The 20,312-nt window shown below is 54.9% G+C and carries 19 protein-coding genes and 1 pseudogene; 6 read left to right on the top strand and 14 right to left on the bottom strand.

Features of this window, described 5'->3' with window-relative positions; translation table 11 throughout:
• Positions 1 to 24 precede the first annotated feature (24 nt).
• From HQ37_RS08420 to HQ37_RS04500, 9 genes are all read right to left on the bottom strand, one after another.
• Positions 25 to 195, bottom strand: coding sequence for a hypothetical protein (locus HQ37_RS08420; RefSeq protein WP_200879451.1), 171 nt, complete (start codon positions 193 to 195; stop codon positions 25 to 27).
• A gap of 22 nt (positions 196 to 217) precedes the next feature.
• Complete coding sequence (locus HQ37_RS04535) at positions 218 to 718, bottom strand: OadG family protein (RefSeq protein ID WP_036881041.1); 501 nt, start codon at positions 716 to 718, stop codon at positions 218 to 220.
• A gap of 21 nt (positions 719 to 739) precedes the next feature.
• Positions 740 to 2,293 carry an acyl-CoA carboxylase subunit beta gene (locus HQ37_RS04530; RefSeq protein ID WP_036881039.1) on the bottom strand — a complete coding sequence of 518 codons (1,554 nt, stop codon included), beginning with the start codon at positions 2,291 to 2,293 and terminating at the stop codon, positions 740 to 742.
• A 139-nt stretch (positions 2,294 to 2,432) separates the two neighbouring features.
• Entirely contained in the window at positions 2,433 to 2,843 is a 411-nt protein-coding gene (gene mce, locus HQ37_RS04525; RefSeq protein ID WP_036881037.1) for a methylmalonyl-CoA epimerase, read from the bottom strand.
• A 227-nt stretch (positions 2,844 to 3,070) separates the two neighbouring features.
• Entirely contained in the window at positions 3,071 to 3,973 is a 903-nt protein-coding gene (locus tag HQ37_RS04520; protein ID WP_036881035.1) for a DMT family transporter, read from the bottom strand.
• 88 nt (positions 3,974 to 4,061) lie between these two features.
• Entirely contained in the window at positions 4,062 to 5,750 is a 1,689-nt protein-coding gene (locus HQ37_RS04515) for an AMP-binding protein (protein WP_036881033.1), read from the bottom strand.
• 181 nt (positions 5,751 to 5,931) lie between these two features.
• Positions 5,932 to 6,678: a type II CAAX prenyl endopeptidase Rce1 family protein gene (locus tag HQ37_RS04510; protein WP_152566791.1), complete on the bottom strand. Its 747-nt coding sequence runs from the start codon at positions 6,676 to 6,678 to the stop codon at positions 5,932 to 5,934.
• A gap of 16 nt (positions 6,679 to 6,694) precedes the next feature.
• Positions 6,695 to 9,751 (bottom strand): glycoside hydrolase family 3 N-terminal domain-containing protein, encoded by a 3,057-nt coding sequence (locus HQ37_RS04505; RefSeq protein WP_052080762.1) that lies wholly within the window; start codon positions 9,749 to 9,751, stop codon positions 6,695 to 6,697.
• Positions 9,752 to 9,835: 84 nt separating this feature from the next.
• Positions 9,836 to 11,035, bottom strand: coding sequence for an aminopeptidase C (locus HQ37_RS04500; RefSeq protein ID WP_036881029.1), 1,200 nt, complete (start codon positions 11,033 to 11,035; stop codon positions 9,836 to 9,838).
• Between the two features lie 455 nt (positions 11,036 to 11,490).
• Here HQ37_RS04500 and HQ37_RS04495 point away from each other — a divergent pair, with 455 nt between their 5' ends.
• From HQ37_RS04495 to HQ37_RS08080, 3 genes are read left to right on the top strand one after another with little or no spacing between them, the layout of a single operon-like run.
• The gene (locus HQ37_RS04495) at positions 11,491 to 11,847 is read left to right on the top strand and encodes a PadR family transcriptional regulator (RefSeq protein ID WP_036881027.1); all 357 of its coding nucleotides are present in this window, start codon (positions 11,491 to 11,493) and stop codon (positions 11,845 to 11,847) included.
• Positions 11,848 to 11,872: 25 nt separating this feature from the next.
• Positions 11,873 to 12,508: a PspC domain-containing protein gene (locus HQ37_RS04490; protein WP_081951763.1), complete on the top strand. Its 636-nt coding sequence runs from the start codon at positions 11,873 to 11,875 to the stop codon at positions 12,506 to 12,508.
• A gap of 27 nt (positions 12,509 to 12,535) precedes the next feature.
• Positions 12,536 to 13,624: a PspC domain-containing protein gene (locus HQ37_RS08080; RefSeq protein WP_052080761.1), complete on the top strand. Its 1,089-nt coding sequence runs from the start codon at positions 12,536 to 12,538 to the stop codon at positions 13,622 to 13,624.
• Here HQ37_RS08080 and coaE read toward each other — a convergent pair.
• The 4 genes from coaE to nusB are packed head-to-tail and all read right to left on the bottom strand — an operon-like array spanning position 13,621 to position 16,729.
• Entirely contained in the window at positions 13,621 to 14,241 is a 621-nt protein-coding gene (coaE, locus tag HQ37_RS04480) for a dephospho-CoA kinase (RefSeq protein ID WP_036881020.1), read from the bottom strand. The two genes, HQ37_RS08080 and coaE, sit on opposite strands and share 4 nt — an antisense overlap.
• Positions 14,242 to 14,254: 13 nt before the next feature.
• Positions 14,255 to 15,268 (bottom strand): YbbR-like domain-containing protein, encoded by a 1,014-nt coding sequence (locus HQ37_RS04475; RefSeq protein ID WP_052080760.1) that lies wholly within the window; start codon positions 15,266 to 15,268, stop codon positions 14,255 to 14,257.
• A 55-nt stretch (positions 15,269 to 15,323) separates the two neighbouring features.
• Positions 15,324 to 15,623, bottom strand: a complete 300-nt coding sequence (gene yajC, locus HQ37_RS04470) for a preprotein translocase subunit YajC (protein ID WP_036881018.1) — start codon at positions 15,621 to 15,623, stop codon at positions 15,324 to 15,326.
• A gap of 56 nt (positions 15,624 to 15,679) precedes the next feature.
• The gene (gene nusB, locus HQ37_RS04465; protein ID WP_036881016.1) at positions 15,680 to 16,729 is read right to left on the bottom strand and encodes a transcription antitermination factor NusB; all 1,050 of its coding nucleotides are present in this window, start codon (positions 16,727 to 16,729) and stop codon (positions 15,680 to 15,682) included.
• Between the two features lie 777 nt (positions 16,730 to 17,506).
• Here nusB and HQ37_RS04460 point away from each other — a divergent pair.
• The 3 genes and pseudogenes from HQ37_RS04460 to HQ37_RS04450 all read left to right on the top strand — a co-directional run bounded on the left by HQ37_RS04460 (position 17,507) and on the right by HQ37_RS04450 (position 19,776).
• Positions 17,507 to 18,430: a magnesium transporter CorA family protein gene (locus tag HQ37_RS04460; RefSeq protein WP_036881014.1), complete on the top strand. Its 924-nt coding sequence runs from the start codon at positions 17,507 to 17,509 to the stop codon at positions 18,428 to 18,430.
• 28 nt (positions 18,431 to 18,458) lie between these two features.
• Positions 18,459 to 19,097: pseudogene (gene msrA, locus HQ37_RS04455) on the top strand (peptide-methionine (S)-S-oxide reductase MsrA); the annotation flags it as partial.
• Positions 19,098 to 19,215: 118 nt separating this feature from the next.
• Positions 19,216 to 19,776, top strand: a complete 561-nt coding sequence (locus HQ37_RS04450) for a nitroreductase family protein (RefSeq protein WP_036881012.1) — start codon at positions 19,216 to 19,218, stop codon at positions 19,774 to 19,776.
• Positions 19,777 to 19,859: 83 nt separating this feature from the next.
• Here HQ37_RS04450 and HQ37_RS04445 read toward each other — a convergent pair whose 3' ends face one another.
• Complete coding sequence (locus HQ37_RS04445) at positions 19,860 to 20,285, bottom strand: hypothetical protein (protein ID WP_152566789.1); 426 nt, start codon at positions 20,283 to 20,285, stop codon at positions 19,860 to 19,862.
• Positions 20,286 to 20,312 lie beyond the last annotated feature (27 nt).

Genomic DNA, 20,312 nt, shown 5'->3' with positions numbered 1-20,312 from the left:
TGAAGTTTTCTAGTGATTAAATAATTATTGGCGTGTCGGTAGCACGCGCATTGCCTGCGTCTTGAGGCTCCAGGTCGAGGGCGTACGCTTGATGGTCAGGACAAAGGACTCCTGATCATGATCGTACTTGCCGAGGGCCTCATGCAGCGCATAGGCAATAGCTGCGAATACCTCCTTGTTGATGTCTGATTTCATCTCTGTGTCTAGGGTAAGATGATTAGTAATTGTACTGGCGCATACCCAAGCTACGAGCATTCCACGCTGTCCGCCGATAAGGGTTGAGCGTGAGCACGAAGCTCTCCTGGTCATGCTGCTGCTCTAAATAGGTGCGCAGAGCCATAGAGATCGCAACGACAGTCTCGTCGCTGGCCTCATGGCGGGCCGCATCTAGAGCCAAAGCAATGGCGACCATCGCCTCCCCATTGGGGGCGGCTGAGGAGCTAGAGGGTGAACATCCAGCATGAGTGCTGGACTTAGAGTCCTTCGCCTTACGCTGAGAGAGCCGATGCATCAGCCTTCCTGTCAGAGAGAAGACAATCACCAGCATCACCAGTGCAGAGAAGACTACCAGCACCGCAGTACTCGTCAGGATAAAGCCATTGGCATCATTTACGAGCAGCTCATCGGCTCTAGAGCCCTGAGCCCAGACCACCTGAGGCAGAGCTGCTACAAGCAGCAGCCCTGCGGCCAGGCGACCAGTTTTGCGATGGATATTCATAACTGAATACTATTACATCAATTAGAGAGGCAGGTTGTCGTGCTTCTTAGCAGGGATCGACTGCTTCTTCGTGCGCAGCTGCTCAAGGGCACGGATGATGCGGAAGCGAGTATTACGAGGCTCGATTACATCATCCATGAAGCCATAGGAGGCAGCGTTGTATGGGTTGGCGAAGGCCTTGCGGTACTCTTCCTCTTTCTGCATAGCAGCCTCGGCGGGGTTCTCTGCAGCAGCAACCTCCTTAGCGAAGATCACCTCTACAGCACCACTTGGGCCCATAACGGCAATCTCTGCGCTTGGCCATGCGTAGTTCACATCCGAGCGTAGATGCTTCGAGCTCATTACGATGTAAGCACCACCATAGGATTTACGCAGCGTAACAGTGATCTTGGGCACAGTAGCCTCCCCATAGGCGTAGAGGAGCTTAGCACCATGTACGATCACACCATTGTACTCCTGACCCGTACCTGGGAGGAATCCAGGCACGTCTACTAGCGTTACGAGAGGGATATTGAAGGCATCACAGAAGCGAACAAAGCGAGCAGCCTTGCGAGAGGCATTACTATCGAGAGCACCAGCCATCACGAGAGGTTGATTAGCCACGATCCCCACGCTTTGGCCGTTGAAGCGCGCAAAGCCAATGATGATATTCTTGGCATAGTCTCTGTGGATCTCAAGGAACTCTCCATTGTCCACGATAGCACCGATCACCTCGTACATATTGTACCCACGGTTAGGCTGATCAGGGATGATCTCATTGAGCAGATCCTCTACACGATCGATAGGGTCTGTGCACTCAGTCATAGGAGCATCCTCCATATTGTTCTGGGGGATGAAGCTGAGGAGATGACGGATGAGGCGGATCCCCTCGTCCTCATTCTCCACGGCGAAGTGGGCTACACCACTCTTGCTGGCATGTACACTAGCACCACCAAGCTGCTCCTGAGTAACATCCTCACCCGTTACAGTCTTCACGACCTTAGGGCCAGTGAGGAACATGTAGCTAGAGCCCTTGACCATGATATTAAAGTCGGTCAATGCAGGAGAGTACACAGCACCACCGGCACAAGGGCCGAAGATCGCTGAGATCTGAGGCACTACCCCAGAGGCCATGATATTATTTTGGAAGATGTCGCCATAGCCCTGCAGCGCATTGATACCCTCCTGGATACGAGCACCACCCGAGTCGTTGAGGCCAATCACAGGAGCACCCTGCTGCATGGCCAACTGCATGACCTTGCAGATCTTGGATGACATCATCTCAGAGAGAGCACCACCAAAGACGGTGAAGTCCTGAGCGAATACATACACGAGGCGGCCATCGATCGTACCATAGCCAGTTACCACGCCATCGCCGAGGAACTTAGTCTTATCAATCCCGAAGTTGGTACTGCGGTGCAGCACAAAAGTGTCGATCTCCTCGAAGCTCCCTTCGTCAAGCAAGATAGCAATACGCTCACGGGCGGTGTACTTGCCCTTGGCGTGCTGACTATCTATACGCTTCTGACCACCACCCATGTGTGCTGTGGCACGGAGCTGGATGAGCTCCTTAATCTTTTCTAACTGAACGCTCATAGTTCTTTGTTTATATTGTTTGTTGATTGTTCAATACCCCAAAACCCCATGCCCCACCCTCACTGTAGGAGAGGCACAAAGTAAGAGAGACCGTAGAGGCCTTTGTATTTATGGCCTCTATGGTCTCTGCACATAGCGATTACTTTTGCTTGCAGTCGCAGAACTCTGTCAGTACACCTCGAGAGCTCTTGGGGTGGATGAAGGCAATGTTGAGCCCCTCTGCCCCCTTACGAGAATGCTTGTCAATCAGCTGGACACCCTTTGACTCCATCTCACGAAGAGCCTCGTCCGTGTCGGGTACAGCGAAGGCGATGTGGTGGATGCCTTCCCCACGCTTCTCGATGAACTTAGCGATCGTACTCTCGGGGCTAGTAGCCTCCAGCAGCTCGATCTTTGTCTGACCGACCTTGAAGAAAGCAGTCTTGACCTTCTGGTCTTCAACCACTTCGATGTTGTAACACTTCAAACCCAAGATCTCTTCGTAGTAGGGAAGAGACTCCTCAATGCTCTTGACAGCAATCCCTAGATGCTCAATGTGCGAAAGGTTCATAGTTCTCTATTTGTTCAATGAATTAAGCGGTACAGCCTAGGTATCTCCCAGGCCTTATCTCCGACAAAAGTAGGAAATATTAAGGTAGATAACACCAAACCCTTATAAAAAGATTAGCCCCTAAGGGTAGTCTGCTGCAAAAGATCGACTTAATCCCCCTCGCTAGCCAAGACTAGAAGAGCTCGGCTGTTAGGCCTGGATCTAGAAGGTAAAGGGATAGCTCTCCCCTAGCCTCTCGAACCGAGATAGAGGAAGACCATCCCGATCAAGATGAGTAGGAGATCTAGAGCCTTAGCCTTTAGGTTCTTCTCTTCCAATACCCAGGCTCCACAGGCGAACGAGACGACTACGCTACCTCGGCGGATCATGGAGACAACCGAGATCATCGACTCGGTCTCTGCAAGGGCCATAAAATAGGCGAAGTCGGCCAGTGAGAGGAAGATCGGGATCAGGATGATCGCAGGATGCCAAGAGAGTGGAGTCGAGCCTGCCCGCTTGTGCCAGAGGGACCACAGCAAGGGGCCCATCAGCAGGACTTGATAGAGGCTATACCAGGACTGTACGAGCATCGGAGGGAGCTCCCGGAGCAGATAGCGATCATAGAGGCCGCTGGCAGCCCCAAGGAGGGCAGCCCCGAAGACGCAGATGATCCACCTATTCGAGGTGAAGCTCACCCCCTCGCGCTTGCCTGAGAGGCTCAGCAGCCAAAGGGAGAGGAGGGCACAACCAACCCCTATCCATTGGTAGAGGTTGAGCCGCTCACCGAAGAGGAGCATAGCCCCAAGGAGCACCATCACGGGGCGAGTCGCATTGATCGGGCCAACGAGGGTGAGGGGCAAATGCTTCATCCCTAGGTAGCCCAAGAGCCAAGAGCTCAGGACGATGATGCTCTTGAGGAAGATCAGCCCATGGGCCTCTAGCCCTGCGCTAGGGACGTAGAGTAGCCCCTCAGGGCCTAGAGTCTCAGGACTCAGCCTAGAGATCAAGATGAAGGGCAAGAAGATCAAACTCGACACCAACGTGGTAGCAAAGAGTACAGGAATAACGGCATTCTCCCTCAAAGCGACCTTTTTGCTGACATCATAGAGGCCCAGGAGGGCGGCGGAGACAAAGGATAGAACCAACCACATAAGGACGAGAAATAAAAGGGCAATAGAGTAGCCCCACAAATACCTCTCATCGGCATTCGTGGGGCTTTGGGGGGATAGAGATCTATATCTACTTGTAGAGGAAACGCTTGATGCTCATCTTGGGGGTCTTCTCGAAGGGTTCGTCCCGACGCTCAAAGCGTTGAACCTTCTCATAAGAGCCTAACTGATCATTGAGCATAGCTCGGTGATCGGCAATGACCTCCCAGGCCTCCTCCTCACCAATCCCTGCCGAGGCAATAGCCTGGGTATTGGGCACGATGATGGCCTCGAGACGGCCACGGCGCATCACGACGAGGCTCTCTAGGACATAGGGGATCATACTGATCTTGGACTCGATCTCCTCGGGGTAAATATTCTGCCCATTACCACTGAGCAGCATAGCCTTAGAGCGGCCTTTGATATAGAGGAAGTTGTCGGCGTCCATGCTGCCGAGGTCCCCTGTGCGCAGCCAGCCATCTTCAGTGAAGAGAGCTTGGGTATGCTCCTCGTTTTTGTAGTACCCGAGGCAGACATTCTCCCCTCGAACCTGGATTTCTCCCACAGGGAGGGCATGCCCCTTCGAATAGCTCTTACTCTGGGACATATCGTGCTCCCCCTCGAGTGGGGCAATACGGGCCTGCATGAAGCCCTCGAGCACCTGCCCACAAGAGCCTAGACGCCACTCTCGAGGTGGACAGTAGGAGATCAGCGGAGCACACTCGGTCATACCATAACCTACCGTGATGGGGAAGCCTATACGCTTGAGGAAGCGACCGATCTCGGGGTTAAGGGCAGCCCCACCGACGATTATCTCGTCGGCAGCTCCACCAAGTCCCTCAATAAGCCTTGTCTTGATCTTACGATACACAAGGTTACGCACTAGAGGAATGCTGAGCATGAGGCGAACCTTGGGTGTGGAAATAATGGGTGCAATAGCATTGTGGTAGATCTTCTCAATAATCAGAGGGACACTAACCACAATACGAGGCTTAATATCGGCGAGGGCTCTGCGCAAGATAGTGGGTGTAGGAGCCTTGCCTAGCAGGATAACATGCACTCCTTGGGCCAAAGCCAGCTGAATATTAATCATACAGCTATAGGTATGAGCCAGGGGCAAGAAGCAGAGCAGACGCTCATGGGGCGAGACAATCCCCTTACCCATACAAAAGCTAACATTACCAGCCATATTATTGGCCGAGACCATGACCCCCTTGCTGTAGCCCGTAGTACCCGAGGTATAGTTCAGCAGGAGCAGCTCGCTATTGGGCGTGTGATAGTAGCGAACATCCTCTCGAGAGAAGTCCGAGAAACGGAGGCCTAGACGAGCCTGGAGGGCCTCTCTGAGGGGCTCAATGCCCCGACGGTCATAGAGGGGCTCGGCGGTCTGCAGATCGATGACCGAGCGTACCTGGGGGATCGCTGCGGGGTCGAACTGCTGCCATAGATCGTGGTTGATGTAGAGCAGCTTAGCCTCCGAATGGTCGATGATGCTCATGGCATCGGCAGGGGCAAAGTCTTGCAGGACAGGCACAATCACCGCCCCGTAGGTGATACTGGCCAAGAAAGCGATACACCACTCAGCTGTATCCTTGGCCATGATAGCGATCTTGTCTTGAGGCTCAAGGGAGAGCTCTTTGAAAGTAATATGCCACTGAGCAATCTGATGCGCTAGGCTCTGATAAGTATAGGTGGCTCCTTCGTAATTGCTCAGGGCAGGATGCTCCCAGTACTTGCGAAAGCTCTCCTCGTAGAGAGAGATAAAGTTCTTGCTGATCATGAGTTGAATATCTTGCGAGTGTGCTGCCCATCTATCCAAACCGCAATCAAAAGCAGCACACTATAGCTATAGGTGTGCAAAGATATATATTTTCATCGATGCACTCTAGCTCCAAACATTTTTCTCGGTGAAGCCAAAGCTGCTACATCCTCTATAACCCCAGCCATTACCCTAGAGATATCTAGGAGAGTAAAAGGGTGGGTAGGATACCTATAGCATTGTTAATCATGTGCATCACTAACCCTCTAGAGAAACCGTAACGGCAACGCATGAAGCCATAAACAAAGCCATCAAGGAGCTGCGGGAAGACCACGATGGGCCAAAGGAGCAGCTGCTCTTCAAGGGGCATATCATAGTTGAAGATATGAACGAAGCCAAAGAGCAGAGCCTGGGCATAGACCACAAAGGTCAAGCGGCGACCGTGCAGCTCCTCCGCCCCCGAGAGGCAGCGAGATCGCCTCGAGAACCAGTGAGAGAGAAACCCGATCAAGAGCCCGAGGGCCAGGGGGATGAGTAGCCTGGGCACGAGGGCTGTGCGCAGCTCGAAGTTGCCCACCCCATAGTAGCCCCGGGTGAGGATGTAGTAGGAGAAGACAGCGGCCGAGAGACCAAGCCACAGAGGCCGAGGGCGTAGGGGGAGGCGGAAGGCAACCTCCTCGATAAGCGGAGCGACCCCGACAACTAGGAGTACCATGAGCCAAGGGGCATAGCTCACGACCTCGGCTAGACCCCTATTCACTGCCGCAACCATGAGGGTCGAGGCGAAGACGACTGCGAACGAAAGGAGATATTTGAAGGGGAAGAGCACCCCCATAGCCCTATAGGCCGAAGGGACAGTTAGGGGACTAGGGCCGATACTGGGGCGACGAACAAAGAGGGCGAAGTCTCGCACAGGTGTCCAAAACGAAGGCTTAGCAATCTGTTGCATAGGCAGATAGAGATGATTATCTAGAGCGAACAAGCTCGTAGGCTAGCTCGTGCAGCATGGGGCGCAGGCGCAGGTCAATGATCTTGCTATTGCCACGGCTAGGGTAGGTACGGTTGGAGAGGAAGACGAAGATCAGCTCCTGCTTGGGGTCGATCCAGATACAAGTCCCAGTGAAGCCTAGATGCCCGTAGGTCTGTAGCGAGGCAGACTCGGCCGTCGGGGTTGTGCCTCGGGGGCGTTGTCGGTCGAAGCCCAAGAAGCGTGTCTTCTCGGTATTGCTCGTCGTCGTGAAGCGACGCACTACGGAGCGGGGGATGACCTGTTTGCTCTGCCACTTGCCCTGCCTCAGCAGCAGCAGGCACATCTTACCGACCTCGGAGGCATTGCCGAAAAGGCCTGCATTACCTCCCACCCCTCCGAGGCAGGCAGCCGTCTCGTCGTCGACATAGCCTCGGACGATCTGTTTGCGCAGGAAGCTATCCCTCTGTGCTGGAGCGATACTCTCTCGAGAGAGCCCCCTCTGGAGCGGATTGTAATAGAGGGCCGCCCCGACGGGGGAGAAGAGGCTACGCTGAACGAACTGATCCAGCGGCTCGCCACTCACCCGCTCGACAATGAGTTGCAACAGAAGGAAGTTGAGGTCGCTATAGCGGTAGCGTTTGCGGCGGCGCACCTCGGCCTCAGCAAGCCGCTCGATCATCTTGTCCCGAAAGTGTGCCGAGAGATAGAGCCCCTCGGCCATCTGTAGCGGATATTCGGGGCTAGGCCGCCGGGCAACAAAGGTCGAGTCGAAGCGAAAGTTGGGGTTACCCCAAGCTCGACCTACCAGGGGAATCCCGCCGTCGAAGGGGCGATAGCGCAAGAGAGCCCCCTCGTAGCTATCGGGGGCGATGAGGTCAGTGTAGAAATTGATCCCTGGTGCAAGGCCCGACTGGTGCAGCAGTAGCTCTCGAAGGCGAATAGCCCCAACAGGCGTATGGGCAAACTCGGGCAGATAGCTCGATACTCGACCCTCAAGGCGCAGCTTGCCCTGACCAACGAGCAGCATCACAGCTGGTGTGGTGGCAATGGCCTTGGTAACGGAGGCGAGATCGTAGACCGTACTGAGCTCGACAGCAGGGCTACCCAGCTCGCCCGTCAGCGTCCCGAAGGCTTTGTTGTAGACCGTCCGCCCTCGGTGCCAGATGAAGATCTGACACCCAGGGTAAGCCCCCTCCTGTATGCCCTCCAGGGCAAGGCTGTCGATACGCTCGGGATGACTGAGACCGAAGCTCTTGGAGAGTGCCCTCTGATCGGCCTCTCGCCTCGGCTTGGCACTCTCGGGCAATGCCCCTGGCATCTGAGCCGTGGGGTCATCCTTGTCCTCTACCCTGGTGGGGCTCTGTGCCCTCGTCTGGGCTGGGGTTGCGGGGTCTAGCAGAGATACTACAGCCTCGGCGGCCTCGGGCACAGCCTCGTAGGCATAGATGAAGCCCTTACTCTTGGCGAGCCAAGGGGCTGAGGCCGAGAGACGATAGGGAGAAGCGAAGTAGGCAACTACGACGGGGGTTGTAGCCATGAGCCTCGAGAGCGACTGGGTGGGAATGCCCTGAGAGCTATAGAGATGGACGAGCACTAGAGGGTAGGAGCTGAGGCGAGCCATCACCTTGGCCTGCTCGCTCGTCTGGCTAGGCCAGGCGATACGCTCGAGGCGAATGCCCGAGGCGGCCAGGGCCTTGAGGCTCGACTGGGGGGCGATGCTCTTGCCGACCTCCAGCAGGGCCACACGCTTGTAGCCCTTGCGCTCGATCTCCTCGAAGGTCTTGGCATCACGGATCGCAGCCGTGAGGGAGGCACTCCACAGACTGCTCTGCAGCTGCTCCGCCTCACGAGTCCAAATGAGCTGCTTGATCTCGGCGGCCGAAGCCCGCTCGTCCCTCTGAGAGATGATAAGGCGATATTTGTAGTAGAGTACCTTGAGGCACTTCTGACGGATGAGGTCGGCCGAGAGATCTCCTCTTCGGACTGCCTCGGCAATGCTCTGGAGCATCGCATCTGGGTCGCTAGGGCCGAGCAGGATGTCATTGCCTGCTCTGAGGGCAGCCACGCCTATGTCTACCGTCTTGCCGCCGAATACCCCCTTCATCTCGAGACCATCGGTGAAGGTCAACCCCGAGAAGCCCATCTCCTCACGGAGCAGCTGCGTACAGATACGCCCACTGAGCGATGAGGGGATCGGTTCGGGTTCGTAGGCGGGCACTCTGAGGTGGGCCGTCATGATGCCCCCGAGCCCTGCCTGTATGTACTGGGCGAAGGGGAAGAGCTCCACCTCCTGCATACGCTCTCGGGAGGCTGAGACGAAGGGTAGCGTCTTGTGCGAGTCCTCATTCGTATCGCCATGCCCTGGGAAGTGCTTGGCCACCGAGAGGATGCCCCCATCCTCCAGCCCCAGGGCATAGGAGAGGGAGAGGGAGGCCACCCGCTGAGGATCTTCGCCGAAGCTGCGAGTGCCGATCACGGGGTTCTTGGGGTTGATATTCACATCGACATCAGGGGCGAAGTTGATATGGATGCCCACGAGGCGGCACTGCCGAGCGATCTCTCGTCCATAGTCATAGAGGAGGCGACCGTTGCTCTGCCTTCCTAGGCCCATATTACGAGGATATCGAGGAGCATCCTTGAGACGCATATAAAGCCCCCACTCGCCGTCCAGAGCAATGAGCAGGGGGATGCGGCTCTGTCTCTGTAGACGATGGTTCATCACCACCTGCTCTCGCAGCAACCCCTTCTGATAGAGGATGCCGCCCCAGTGTCCTCGTGCCATACGCTCCTCGACATGCCCGATCTGTAGGCTATCGCTACTGGGGTAGATGATGGGCATGATGAGCTGTCCGATCTGCTCCTCTAGGCTTAAGCTCGAGAGGACGCTGTCGGCCCATAGGTGCATCTGTAGAGTGTCTACCCGAGCAAATAGATGACTAGGCAGATGCAGGCTATCTTGGCTCACGCATAGGCTATCCTGAGCCTCGAGAGGAGCAGGAGTCGAGAGGAGGGCGCAGAAGCCCAGGAGGAGGCCTTGCAAGACTTTTTTCATAGTGCTTTAGTTGCAAAAGCAAGGCGGATGGAGTGCCACCACCCCATCCGCCTTATATATGTATGTACTATGTAGGGGTTGGTACTACTTGAGTCCGAGCTTCTTGGCAATGGCTTCGGGGATAGCATCCTTGTGTAGGACGATATTCATCGTACGTCCCTTGGCATAGTTGTAGGAGACGTACCATACACCCTTGTACTCACCAGTCTCACCCCAGCTGTTCTTGACCATGAAGAACTTACGTCCGTTCTGATTCACAGCCTTACCATAGATCGTCATCCCATGGTCGTCGGTGAGCTGGTAGTTGTCGTAGCCCATCTGGCGATAGGCCTGTGTGGGTTCGATCTCGGGGCAGTCAGCACGACGGATGATCTTGTCGAGGGCAGCCTTCTTGTCCGAGCCGCTACCGAACCAGCGAGCGAAGTCGCTCCCCTTGCTCTGTACCTCGTCCAGGTCGGCCAGCACACCGAGGCCATCACGGGTGAAGCCCTTCTCGGTAACGTCTGCACCCCAAGCGAAGCTGTAGCCATGATCGATGGCAGAGTCCATCACCTGCATCAGCTCGTCGATGGGCAGGTTGTAGCTCTCACTCCAACGCCAGTTGTCCTGGATCTCGAGGGCAAACTTGCTGTAGAAGGGCTGGTGTGAGTACGAGGTCAGAGAGACGTAGTCATCGGGGTTGATGCCCATCTCTGCGGCGTAGCTCTTGGGCGTGTACTCCTTACCATTCCAGTTGAACTTCTCAGGCAGCTCACCCAGATAGCTGTCGATGATGCCCGTATAGGCAGACCACCAAGCGGTAGAGAGCTTGCCATTGGGGTTCTTGATCACAGCATTGAGGAAGGCCTTTGAGGTCTCGGCCAGCTCGTTGTGAGCATTGCGGGTAGTACCATAGTTGAGCCCAGGCATGACTGAGCGGGGCACTGCACCGTAGTGCTTAAGGACGTAGAGGACATCGTAGAATGAGCCCCCCTGCTCGTAGTTGAGGAAGCCATGCAGACGAACGAACTTGCGGGCCTTGTCTCTGTACGAGTGGCTCACAACGAACATCTCACTCAGATCATACTGAGGCTTACCGATACGGATCAGCTCCTCCTCGATGAAGCCCTGGCCAGAGTAGCTCCAGCAAGTACCCGAGTTGGCCTGGTCCTTGATGCTTGAGCGTCCAAGCTCTTTGACCACGGTAAATACATTCTTCTCATTAGGGTCCTTCTTCTTGGACTTACTTTGTCCCCAAAGGGGGGCAACGCACAGCAGGGTTGCCAGCAGTAGAATCTTTTTCATATCGTGTCGCTAAAGTTTGAATAATGCTAATGAATGCAGGCTCTACACCGAAGGGGATAGCCCTCTCGCCTTGCAAAGCCAGCCAAATATAGGCATAAATCCCGACACCTCGTCATTCGAACGCAGCTAATTGCCCAAGGACTCGACACTATACCACGACAACGGCCTCGATAGGATCGCCATCGAGGGTTAAATAGGGGGGCAATAGAGACTCAAGTAGGATCTCGATTGAGGTTCAAGTAGGATCTCAACTGAAGTCTAAGTAGGATCGTCATAGAGACTCAAGTAGGACCGCAGGTGAGGCTCAAGTGAGCACTCAGGGGACTGTCTACCGAGAGCCCACCCGAGAGCATATCGAGGTCTCTATCGAGAAAACACAAGAATGTACTTTGTATGGCAAGATTAGAAAATCTTTGCTTACCTTTGCAGTGTCAAGGTTTCATTAGATCAAGATTATGGACATCAAGACAGAACTCAATGTAGATAATATGAAGGCGCAGATGCGCAAGGGGATTCTCGAATATTGTATCCTCCTGCTACTCAAAGAGCAGGAGCGGTACGCTGCGGATCTCATCGAAGCATTGCGCCAGGCAGATCTCATCGTCGTCGAAGGAACCCTCTACCCACTCATCCTAAGACTGAAGAAATGGAATCTGCTCGTCGTCCGCTCGGTGGAGTCGAGCTTCGGCCCACCACGCAAATACTACAGCCTCTCCGAACAAGGATACATCTTCCTCGAACAGCTAGAGCGTAACTGGACCTCACTCGAGAGCACTGTAAACAAGATCAAACAGGGACATACTGCCCAGTAATAATCACCACAACACCCCTATCCCTATGAAGAAAAGCATCAACATGAACCTCTCAGGGCAGATCTTCCACATCGACGAAGACGCTTACAAATTGCTAGAGGCATACCTCGAGGAGCTACAGGGGCACTTCTCACGCTCAGAGGGTGATCCTGAGATCATCACCGAGTTCGAGGAGCGCATCGCTGAGCACCTCGTCAAGCTATCACCCTCAGGCTCTCGACTGGTAGACATCGCACTGATTAGCCGTGTCATTGAGCTCATGGGTCGGCCCGAGGAGATCTTCGACCTCGAGCAGGAGGCCGAGCAGAGCACTGCCGAGGAAGTGCAAGCAGCCTCCCATCTAGAACTCGAGCCACAGATCACCACCGAGGAGGCTCAGCCTCAGCACAAGCTCTACCGCAACCTCCAGGGCGCATGGCTCTGTGGCGTCTTCAATGGCCTGGCAGACTATCTAGGCTGGAGCGTAGGGGCTATGCGCATCGTGTACCTCCTCCTGTGGATTCCATTCATAGAGCATTTGATCCTCGTTCCTCCATTGGCCTACCTCATCGCTTGGATGGTGATCCCCGTGGGCACTAGGGCATCCACCGAGTCTCAGAGGGTGTGGGGTGCGATGCGTCGCAGGATAAACCGCTCAGGTCAGGCACAGACAACGAAGTAGATAACCACCTAACTCCCATACATCCCTATGAAGAAGAGCATCAACATGAACCTCTCGGGCCAGATCTTCCACATTGACGAAGATGCTTACAGACTCCTGGAGGAGTACTTGAAGAACCTACAGAGGTACTTCTCTCGCTCGGGTGGCGACCCAGACATCATGCAGGACTTCGAGGAGCGCATCGCCGAGCACCTCATCGAGCTATCCCCCTCAGGCTCTCGTGTAGTCAATCTGGCCCTCATCACCCACGTGATCGAGCTTATGGGCCAACCCGAGGAGATCTTCGATCTCGAGCAGCAAGCTCCCTCAGAGAGCTCCAAGCAACCTCCTAGCAGAGAGTCGCCCGCCAACGCAGCCTCAGCCCTCACCCACGAGCCAACAAGCACGAAACGCAAGCTATACCGCAACCTCGAAGGAGCTTGGCTCTGTGGTGTCTTCAATGGCCTAGCCACCTATATGAACTGGAGCGTAGGGGCTCTACGTATCGTCTTCGTGCTGGCCAGCCTCTTCTTGCTAGAGAACTGGATCATGATCCCCCTACTGCTCTACCTCGGAGCATGGATGATCATCCCTGCCGCACAAACAGCGACGCAGAAGCTCGAGATGTATGGCCACCCCGTCAGTGCAATCACCATAGGAGAGCGCATTCGCTACGATGCCACACAGATCACAGAGGATCATTCGGGCAAGCGTGTTACTGGCTGCTGCTTGGGTGGATGCCTAGGCTCGATAGGTTTGCTTGTCCTGCTCGTAGGCTTCTTCGCAGTCATCGTGCGCATCATTACAGAGCTAGAGGCTGGGGGGGTCTATATAGAGGATGTACATCCCCTAGACTGGTCTTATACCTGGGTGGGCTATTCATTTCCCTTACTCGTACTCTCTGCCATCCTGCTGGTAATCATTCCCCTCTTGTCTTGGGTTCATTCCTCTACGTGGGGTAGTAAGCAGAGAGGCAAGGAGATCCCAAGCTGGGTGCGTATCATCGGTATTGTCATTTGGATTGTGGCCGCGGTGTATGTCTCCTACTACTTCGTCGATGCTTTCATCTACAATCAGGAGCATGGATGGAAGCTATTTCAGATCAACCAGCATGGGATAAGGATCTACCATCCCTAGGCCGAGGAGGGCTTAACCCCGACACTGTGGATCTGCTCGAGCAGATCCCACAGCTGTGGCAATAGAGGGCGATGTGGTTCGTTGTACACGACTGCATCGCCCCTCTCTATAAGCTCCTGCTGCGACAGCTGATGTGCCATGCGCTGACGGATGGCCTCCTCAGTGGTTCGATCTCGAGCCGCAGCCCGCTTGAGGCGCAGCTCTAGTGGGGCTGCAACCACGACAAGGCGATCGATCATCTGCTCGAGAGCTTGGCCAACGAGGATGGCACTCTCGAGGCCACAGAGCGTATAGCCCTCAGCCTCTTGCCTCCTACGCCAATGGTCGAAGTCTCGCCGCACAGCAGGGTGCACCAGCGCATTGACTCGAGCCAGCAGGGCAGCATCGGCGAAGATGCGGCTCGAGAGTAGGGGGCGATTGATCCGCCCGTCGGGGGTGTCATAGATCGCCTCCCCGAGGAGGTCGATCATCCCCTCTCGTAGCTCCTGGCTCTCATCATAGAGGGCCTTGGCCCGAGAGTCGCAGTCGTAGACAGGCACGGACATAGACGTCAAAGCCCGAGAGACAACGCTCTTACCCGAGCCGATGCCCCCCGTGATGCCGATGGTCTCGATCATATAGCTATGCGGTTTAATAGGCAGGCGTAGTGCGTTCGATCACATACTGCACGGCCTGCGGTTCGATACGGTAGTGCTTCACCCAGTCGGGGTGCTTGCTCAGCCGCACCTCTAGGGGCTTGTTGGTCGTATGCTCACCCTCGAGGCGAGGGAAGGCTACACTGAGCTCGAAGTCCGTATCAACGAGTTCGTTGTAGCGAGATCGAGGGATGGTAATGCGCAGCTGCGCTACACTTGGCAGGGGTAGGAGGCGATAGCCTCGCCCCGCTCCAGATACCGAGATAGGTAGGGTGAAGAGGTGCTCTGTGTACTCCTCCACATCGATGTGCATCTGCACCTGCGTGTGCTCGGAGATCACCCCCGAGGGAAGCTTGAGCTGTAGCTTGCTGGTGAGCGTGTGCTTGAGTTCCTCGACCTCGAGGTCTTCTGTAGCGATGTACTCCAGGTCAGCCAATAGATCTGCTGAGCCATAGACGGTAATGCTATCGGGAGTAAATACAGGAGGATAAGCCATATAGCCTGGAGCAGGAAATGGGAGGAACTCTGCTACTATTGGCAACCGCTTGCTCGCTCTACGGAGAAGAGGAATACGGATCTCTTGAGGGCTCATATCACCGATGTATGCAGTCGGAGAGAGACGTGCAACGACCTGGTCGTGCAGTTCCTTGCTCCCCATCAAGAGGACAGGATCTGCCTGAATGCCCTCATGGCCTACTCGGATGGCACTCAAGCCATAAATCGAATAATTGATCTGTTCGAAGCCAGTATCTTCTACCTGTACGACGATATAGCGAGGCAATTCGGATGAAGGGACTAGATCCGAGGGAATGCTGTCATAGACAACAGGGATATAAACCTTGCGAGTAAAGTCTCCCTGCATACTCTGAACGAACCAGAAGGCGAAGGAGATGAAGAGAAAAAACAAAAAGGACAGGAGCGAAGAGCGCCCCCCTCGAGGGCTACCCTTTGCGCCTGCACCTTTCTTTTGTTGGCTACCAGTCTTGCCTTGTCCGAGTTTGAGCCTCATGGTTGGGATCGTTGGGGGGGCAGTGGTAGGGTTTATATTCGGTCTTCGGGGAGAACTACTTAGCTGTCTCGGTAACAGCGTAGACCGAGCCCTTATCGATGCGCACGCGCACTCCATCGGAGATCTCGATCACGAACTCGCGCTCCTTGACATCCTTAATCACGCCATGGACTCCACCAGAGGTAATAATGCGGTCGCCTGACTTGAGAGCCTTACGCTGCTCCTCGAGAGCCTTTTGCTTCTTCTGCTGAGGGCGGATCATAAAGAAATAAAAAACCACGAAGATGGCAGCCATCATGGCTACAGTGCCCCAAGGGCTAGATGCAGCAGAGGCCTGCAGAAAGATTGTGTTCATTGTCTTGTTGTTTGCTTAATATGAATGATATAATGTGCGGGGAGGGGCGGGGGGGATTAGGCCTTGATGATGCGCCCCGACTCTTTGAGCGATCGGGCCACAGCGTCCAGCACCCCGTTGATGAAGCTAGAGCTCTTGGGTGTCGAATAGGCCTTGGCCAGCTCGACATATTCGTTGATGGATACATGAGTAGGAATGCCTGGGAAATGGAGAAACTCCACGATACACATCGACATGATGAGCACGTCAAGATCAGCTAGACGCTCCTTGTCCCAGCTCTCACTGATGTGGGTCTCGATGAGCTCTGTCAACTCGGTGTGCTTGAGCAGCAGCTGACGCAATAGGTGCGAGGCGAAGGCTTCGTCGTCCTCGTCCTTGAAGAGCGGCAAGAGATGGCTAGAGAAGTCATCCTCGGCCGTGGCACGGCGAAGACTCTTCACCACAAAGTCCTTGACGATCTCGACGGCACCAAGCTCGAGTGGATGGGCAGCATACTGCTGGGCCTGGCGAGCCTCCTCGACAGCCTCCTCGATCTGATCCCAGGCGGGGTGCTCCTCGCACTCGATCTTCTCAGTGGCGGTGAGCTCATCATCCCAGTAGATGGATTGCTGCTCAAGGTACTCGGCGAGATCCAGGTCGGAGGCGATGATGCTATGGAAAGCATCGACCCAAAACTGCTTGTCGCTCTCCCAATTCGTCTCCTCTGCATTCATGTAGCTCTCGAAGAGCTCGCTACGCTCGATGCGCTCGAGCAGATGGCGCAGCAGTCCCTCTTCGGCTTGCCAGTTCAGGGGGAAGGCATTATACCAAGCCTCCAGGTCAGCCGTATTGTGGATCTGCGCCGAGAGGGCGTTGTCCGCCAAGCGAGTATTGGGGTTTAGATCACGGGCAGTGGCCAGGTGCTTGCGCCGTCTGAGTTCGAGGCGATACGCATGGAGCTCCGTGAGAGAGGGGATTAGTCTTAGTAAGAAGAGATACAGGTCATGCGTGCGCACGAAGCTCTGCTTGAGCTCTTGCTCAGCTTGGGTTAGCTTCTGCTGCTCACGATGGTAATGCGCATAGGCAACCTGCATTACACGGGTACGTATGAGTAGTCTATTGATCATATTGCGAAAGGACACTCCTCCTCGGACTGAGTAGCTCACGTCCATCAAGAGAGTATGCAAAGATACAAGGAATAATCGACAGCTACACGATCCCCCCACCCCCTTCGGGCACAGGACGCAACGCAGAGCCTCGGCGAAGGCCTATCGAGCCCTTGAGTGTGCTCCCCTCTAGCCCCTAAGTCGAGAGGCTAGAGGGGGGGGAGGGGATGAAGGTTCAGATAGAAGGGTGGATGAGGTATCGGTAGAGTTTCAACGGAGATCTAAATAGGATCGAAGCAGAGACTCAAATAGGATCGAAGCAGAGACATAAGTAGGAGCTCCATCGAGATCCTACTAGGATCTCAATAGAGACTCAAGTAGATCGTGGTGGAGATCTAAATTGGGAACTCATTCAAGATAAAATTAGGTGTTCGATCGAGATGCAAATAGGGACGTAGAGAGCGGTAAGCGTGGGCTGCAGCAAAGGAGGGGATGGACTATGGGTAGAGGGCTGCTCGAAAGAGTCTCAACGCTTTACTGAACAATGATTTGCAAAATAATTGTAAGGAAGAGGCAGCTTCATCCCTCTTTTTTTCGTACCTTCGCAGGCAATCAATTCAAAAATAGTCATCACCATTATGGACGAAGCCATCCCTCCGAGTACTGAGCCCCGAGAGATCAGCTGTCGTCTCGCAGACTAAGATCATCGTCAGCTACGCTGGGCGTAGAGAGCGAACTGGTAAGCATCTGTGAGGCGGCAGATAGAGCCTAACGTATATACGGATACTTACACAGACGATGAGAAACTTCCTCAGCCTTGAGCCGGGATTTTCCCAGCTCTCAGAGTTTACAAATAAGTGTTGGGTGCATGTAGAGTGCCCAGACGAGGACGACTTCTACTTCCTGACCGAGGAGCTGGGAGTGCCCGCCGAGTTCTTCTCCGATATATCAGACGTGGACGAACGTCCACGCATCGAGCGTGAGGAGGAGTGGCTGCTCACGATCCTGCGTATCCCGCTGGAGAGCAACATCCAGGGCCTGCCCTATATGACCATCCCCCTAGGGATCATCACGGGCGAGCGGGCAACCATTACGGTCTGCTCTCGCAAGACGCAGCTCATGCCCGACTTCATCAACCACATTCGGCGCAAAAACATCACCATCCAGTCTCAGCCTGACTTTATCGCACGGGTGATCTATTCGTCAGCAGCCTGGTTCTTGAAGTACCTCAAGCTCATCTACCTCGAGATCAATCGAGCGGAGAAAGAGCTCGAGCAGAGCATCCGAAACGAAGACCTCATGCGCATCATGCGCCTACAGAAGTCGCTCGTCTACTTCAACACCTCGATCCGAGGCAACGAGGCTATGCTCGGCCGACTGCGCACCGCAGCCCGAGCAGGACAGGTAGACCCCGACCTCATTGAGGACGTAGGCATCGAACTACGACAAGCCTACAATACCCTTAATATATATACGGATATTGCTACGAGTACGATGGACGCCCTAGCCAGTATCATCTCGAACAACGTCAATACGATCATGAAGCGCATGACCAGCCTCTCGATCGTGCTCACGATCCCAACGATGATCGCCAGCTTCTATGGGATGAATGTCAATGTATATTTGGATCGACTACCCTATGCTTTCCTCTTGATCTTCGGTGTGTCGATCGTTGTCTCGGCAACGGCCTTCTTCATCTTCCGAAAGATTAAATGGTTCTAACCCACCCCTCGGCCCCTCTCTCGACCTCATGATGAAGCGAACCCTAGGGCTAGGCCTAAGCCTTCTCCTCCTGTTAAGCTCCTGTTCGGGCTGTGCAAGCACCTCTGCTCCTCGCACAGCTCGAGGCAGCGACACCCATACCCAACCCACATCTATGGACAAACGAACGATTTATCTAGCTGGCGGATGCTTCTGGGGCACAGAGCATTTCGTCAAGCAAATACGAGGCGTAGTCAGCACACAAGTCGGCTATGCCAATGGTACTACCGAGCGGCCTACCTATCGAGAGGTCTGTACAGGTACGACGGGACATGCCGAGACTGTCGAGGTTATCTACGACAGTTCCGTACTCGACCTCAAGCTCCTACTTGAGCTCTACTTCATGACCATCGACCCCACCTCGCTCAACAGGCAGGGCGGAGACATAGGCACGCAGTACCGCACAGGGATCTATTATGACCAAGAGCGAGATCTGCCCATCATCCGAGAAGCACTAGCAGAACTACAAAAGAAGCATCGGATGCTGCTGCGTATCGAATGCAAGCCGATCAAGAACTTCTACCCCGCCGAGGACTATCATCAAGATTACCTCGAGGCGAACCCTGGGGGCTATTGCCACGTCAGCCTGGATCTCTTCGAGTATGCCCGCAAGGCCAATCCTCCCAAGCCCTAAACAGCTCGCCTTCTCCTCCTACCCCAGCGGGGGAAACTATTGGCTCGGATTGTTGGTTATTCGAGTGAGAGGCATTCTCCCGTCAAAACTTAACTAACATCACAGCAAGTCAATGAACAAGCCCCAACTAATCGATGCGATCCGCACCCGCCGCAGCATCCGCATCTATCACCGAGACAGAGACGTATCGGCCGAGCAGTTAGAGCCCATCCTCGAGGCAGGGCTGCGCGCCCCCTCATCGATGAACAAGCATACGACCCAGTTCCTCATCATCCGAGATCGGGCCAAGCTAGAGGCTCTCAGTCATCTCAGAGAGAAGGGTTGTGCCTTCCTAGCTGACGTGCCTGTAGCCATCGCCGTACTGGCTTCGCCTCAGGAGTGCCGCCACTGGATCGCAGATGCCTCCCTGGCCGCAGGCTATATGCAACTACAGGCTTGGCAGCAGGATCTAGGGACTTGCTGGGCCGAGGTGGACGGACGCTTCACCGCCGATGGCGAGGACTCTAGCATCTACGTGCGCCGCATCCTCGCCCTGCCTGAGGATCTCGAGATCGTCTGCATCCTAGGCATTGGCTACGTCAATGGAGATGCCCCCGAACGCCCAAGGGAAAGTCTCAAATGGGACAAGGTACACAGCGAAACCCTCGACACCCCATACGAGCTATTACACTAGCCTCGGGCCAAGCGGAGAAGGCAGTAATAAGCCGCCCCTTGAGATCTTACAGGATCTCAAGGGGCGGCTTCCTATTTGGGACACTAGAGCGCAGGGCTAACGAGCCAAGAGCCTTCGTCGAGACCGAAGTACCTCCTCTTCCGTTCCGCCCACAGCTCCCCCGAGAGGTGAGCATAGGCCGCTAGGGAGAGGTAACGCTCGACCGTGCTCCGAGGGAAGCCGATCACCTCCCAAGCCTCATCGAGCACCTTGAGCTCCACCTCGACAAAGAGGAGCTCTGCCTCAGACTGCATCGGATGTGCCTCGAGACGGTAACGGACTTCATTATCAAGCTCCCAAGCCAGCGGTAGGAGCAGTCCACTGATCTGTGTATAGAGGGCATGGGCTCGGTCGCTCGTCATCATCACCTCTGGGTAGGGAATCGCAAAGCCATAGTCTCGGCAAAGCTCCTTCCAGGGGAAGTGGCGGATGAGGAGGTTCAGGTCTATCGTCCCTGATTCTTTGATCATATTCATAGTTATTCAGTTAAGTAGGTT

Origin of the sequence: Porphyromonas sp. COT-239 OH1446 (assembly GCF_000768875.1) — a bacterium.
Classification (GTDB): Bacteria; Bacteroidota; Bacteroidia; order Bacteroidales; family Porphyromonadaceae; genus Porphyromonas.
The sequence above is the reverse complement of the archived record's forward strand: the minus strand, read 5'-3'. Positions and strand labels throughout refer to the sequence as shown.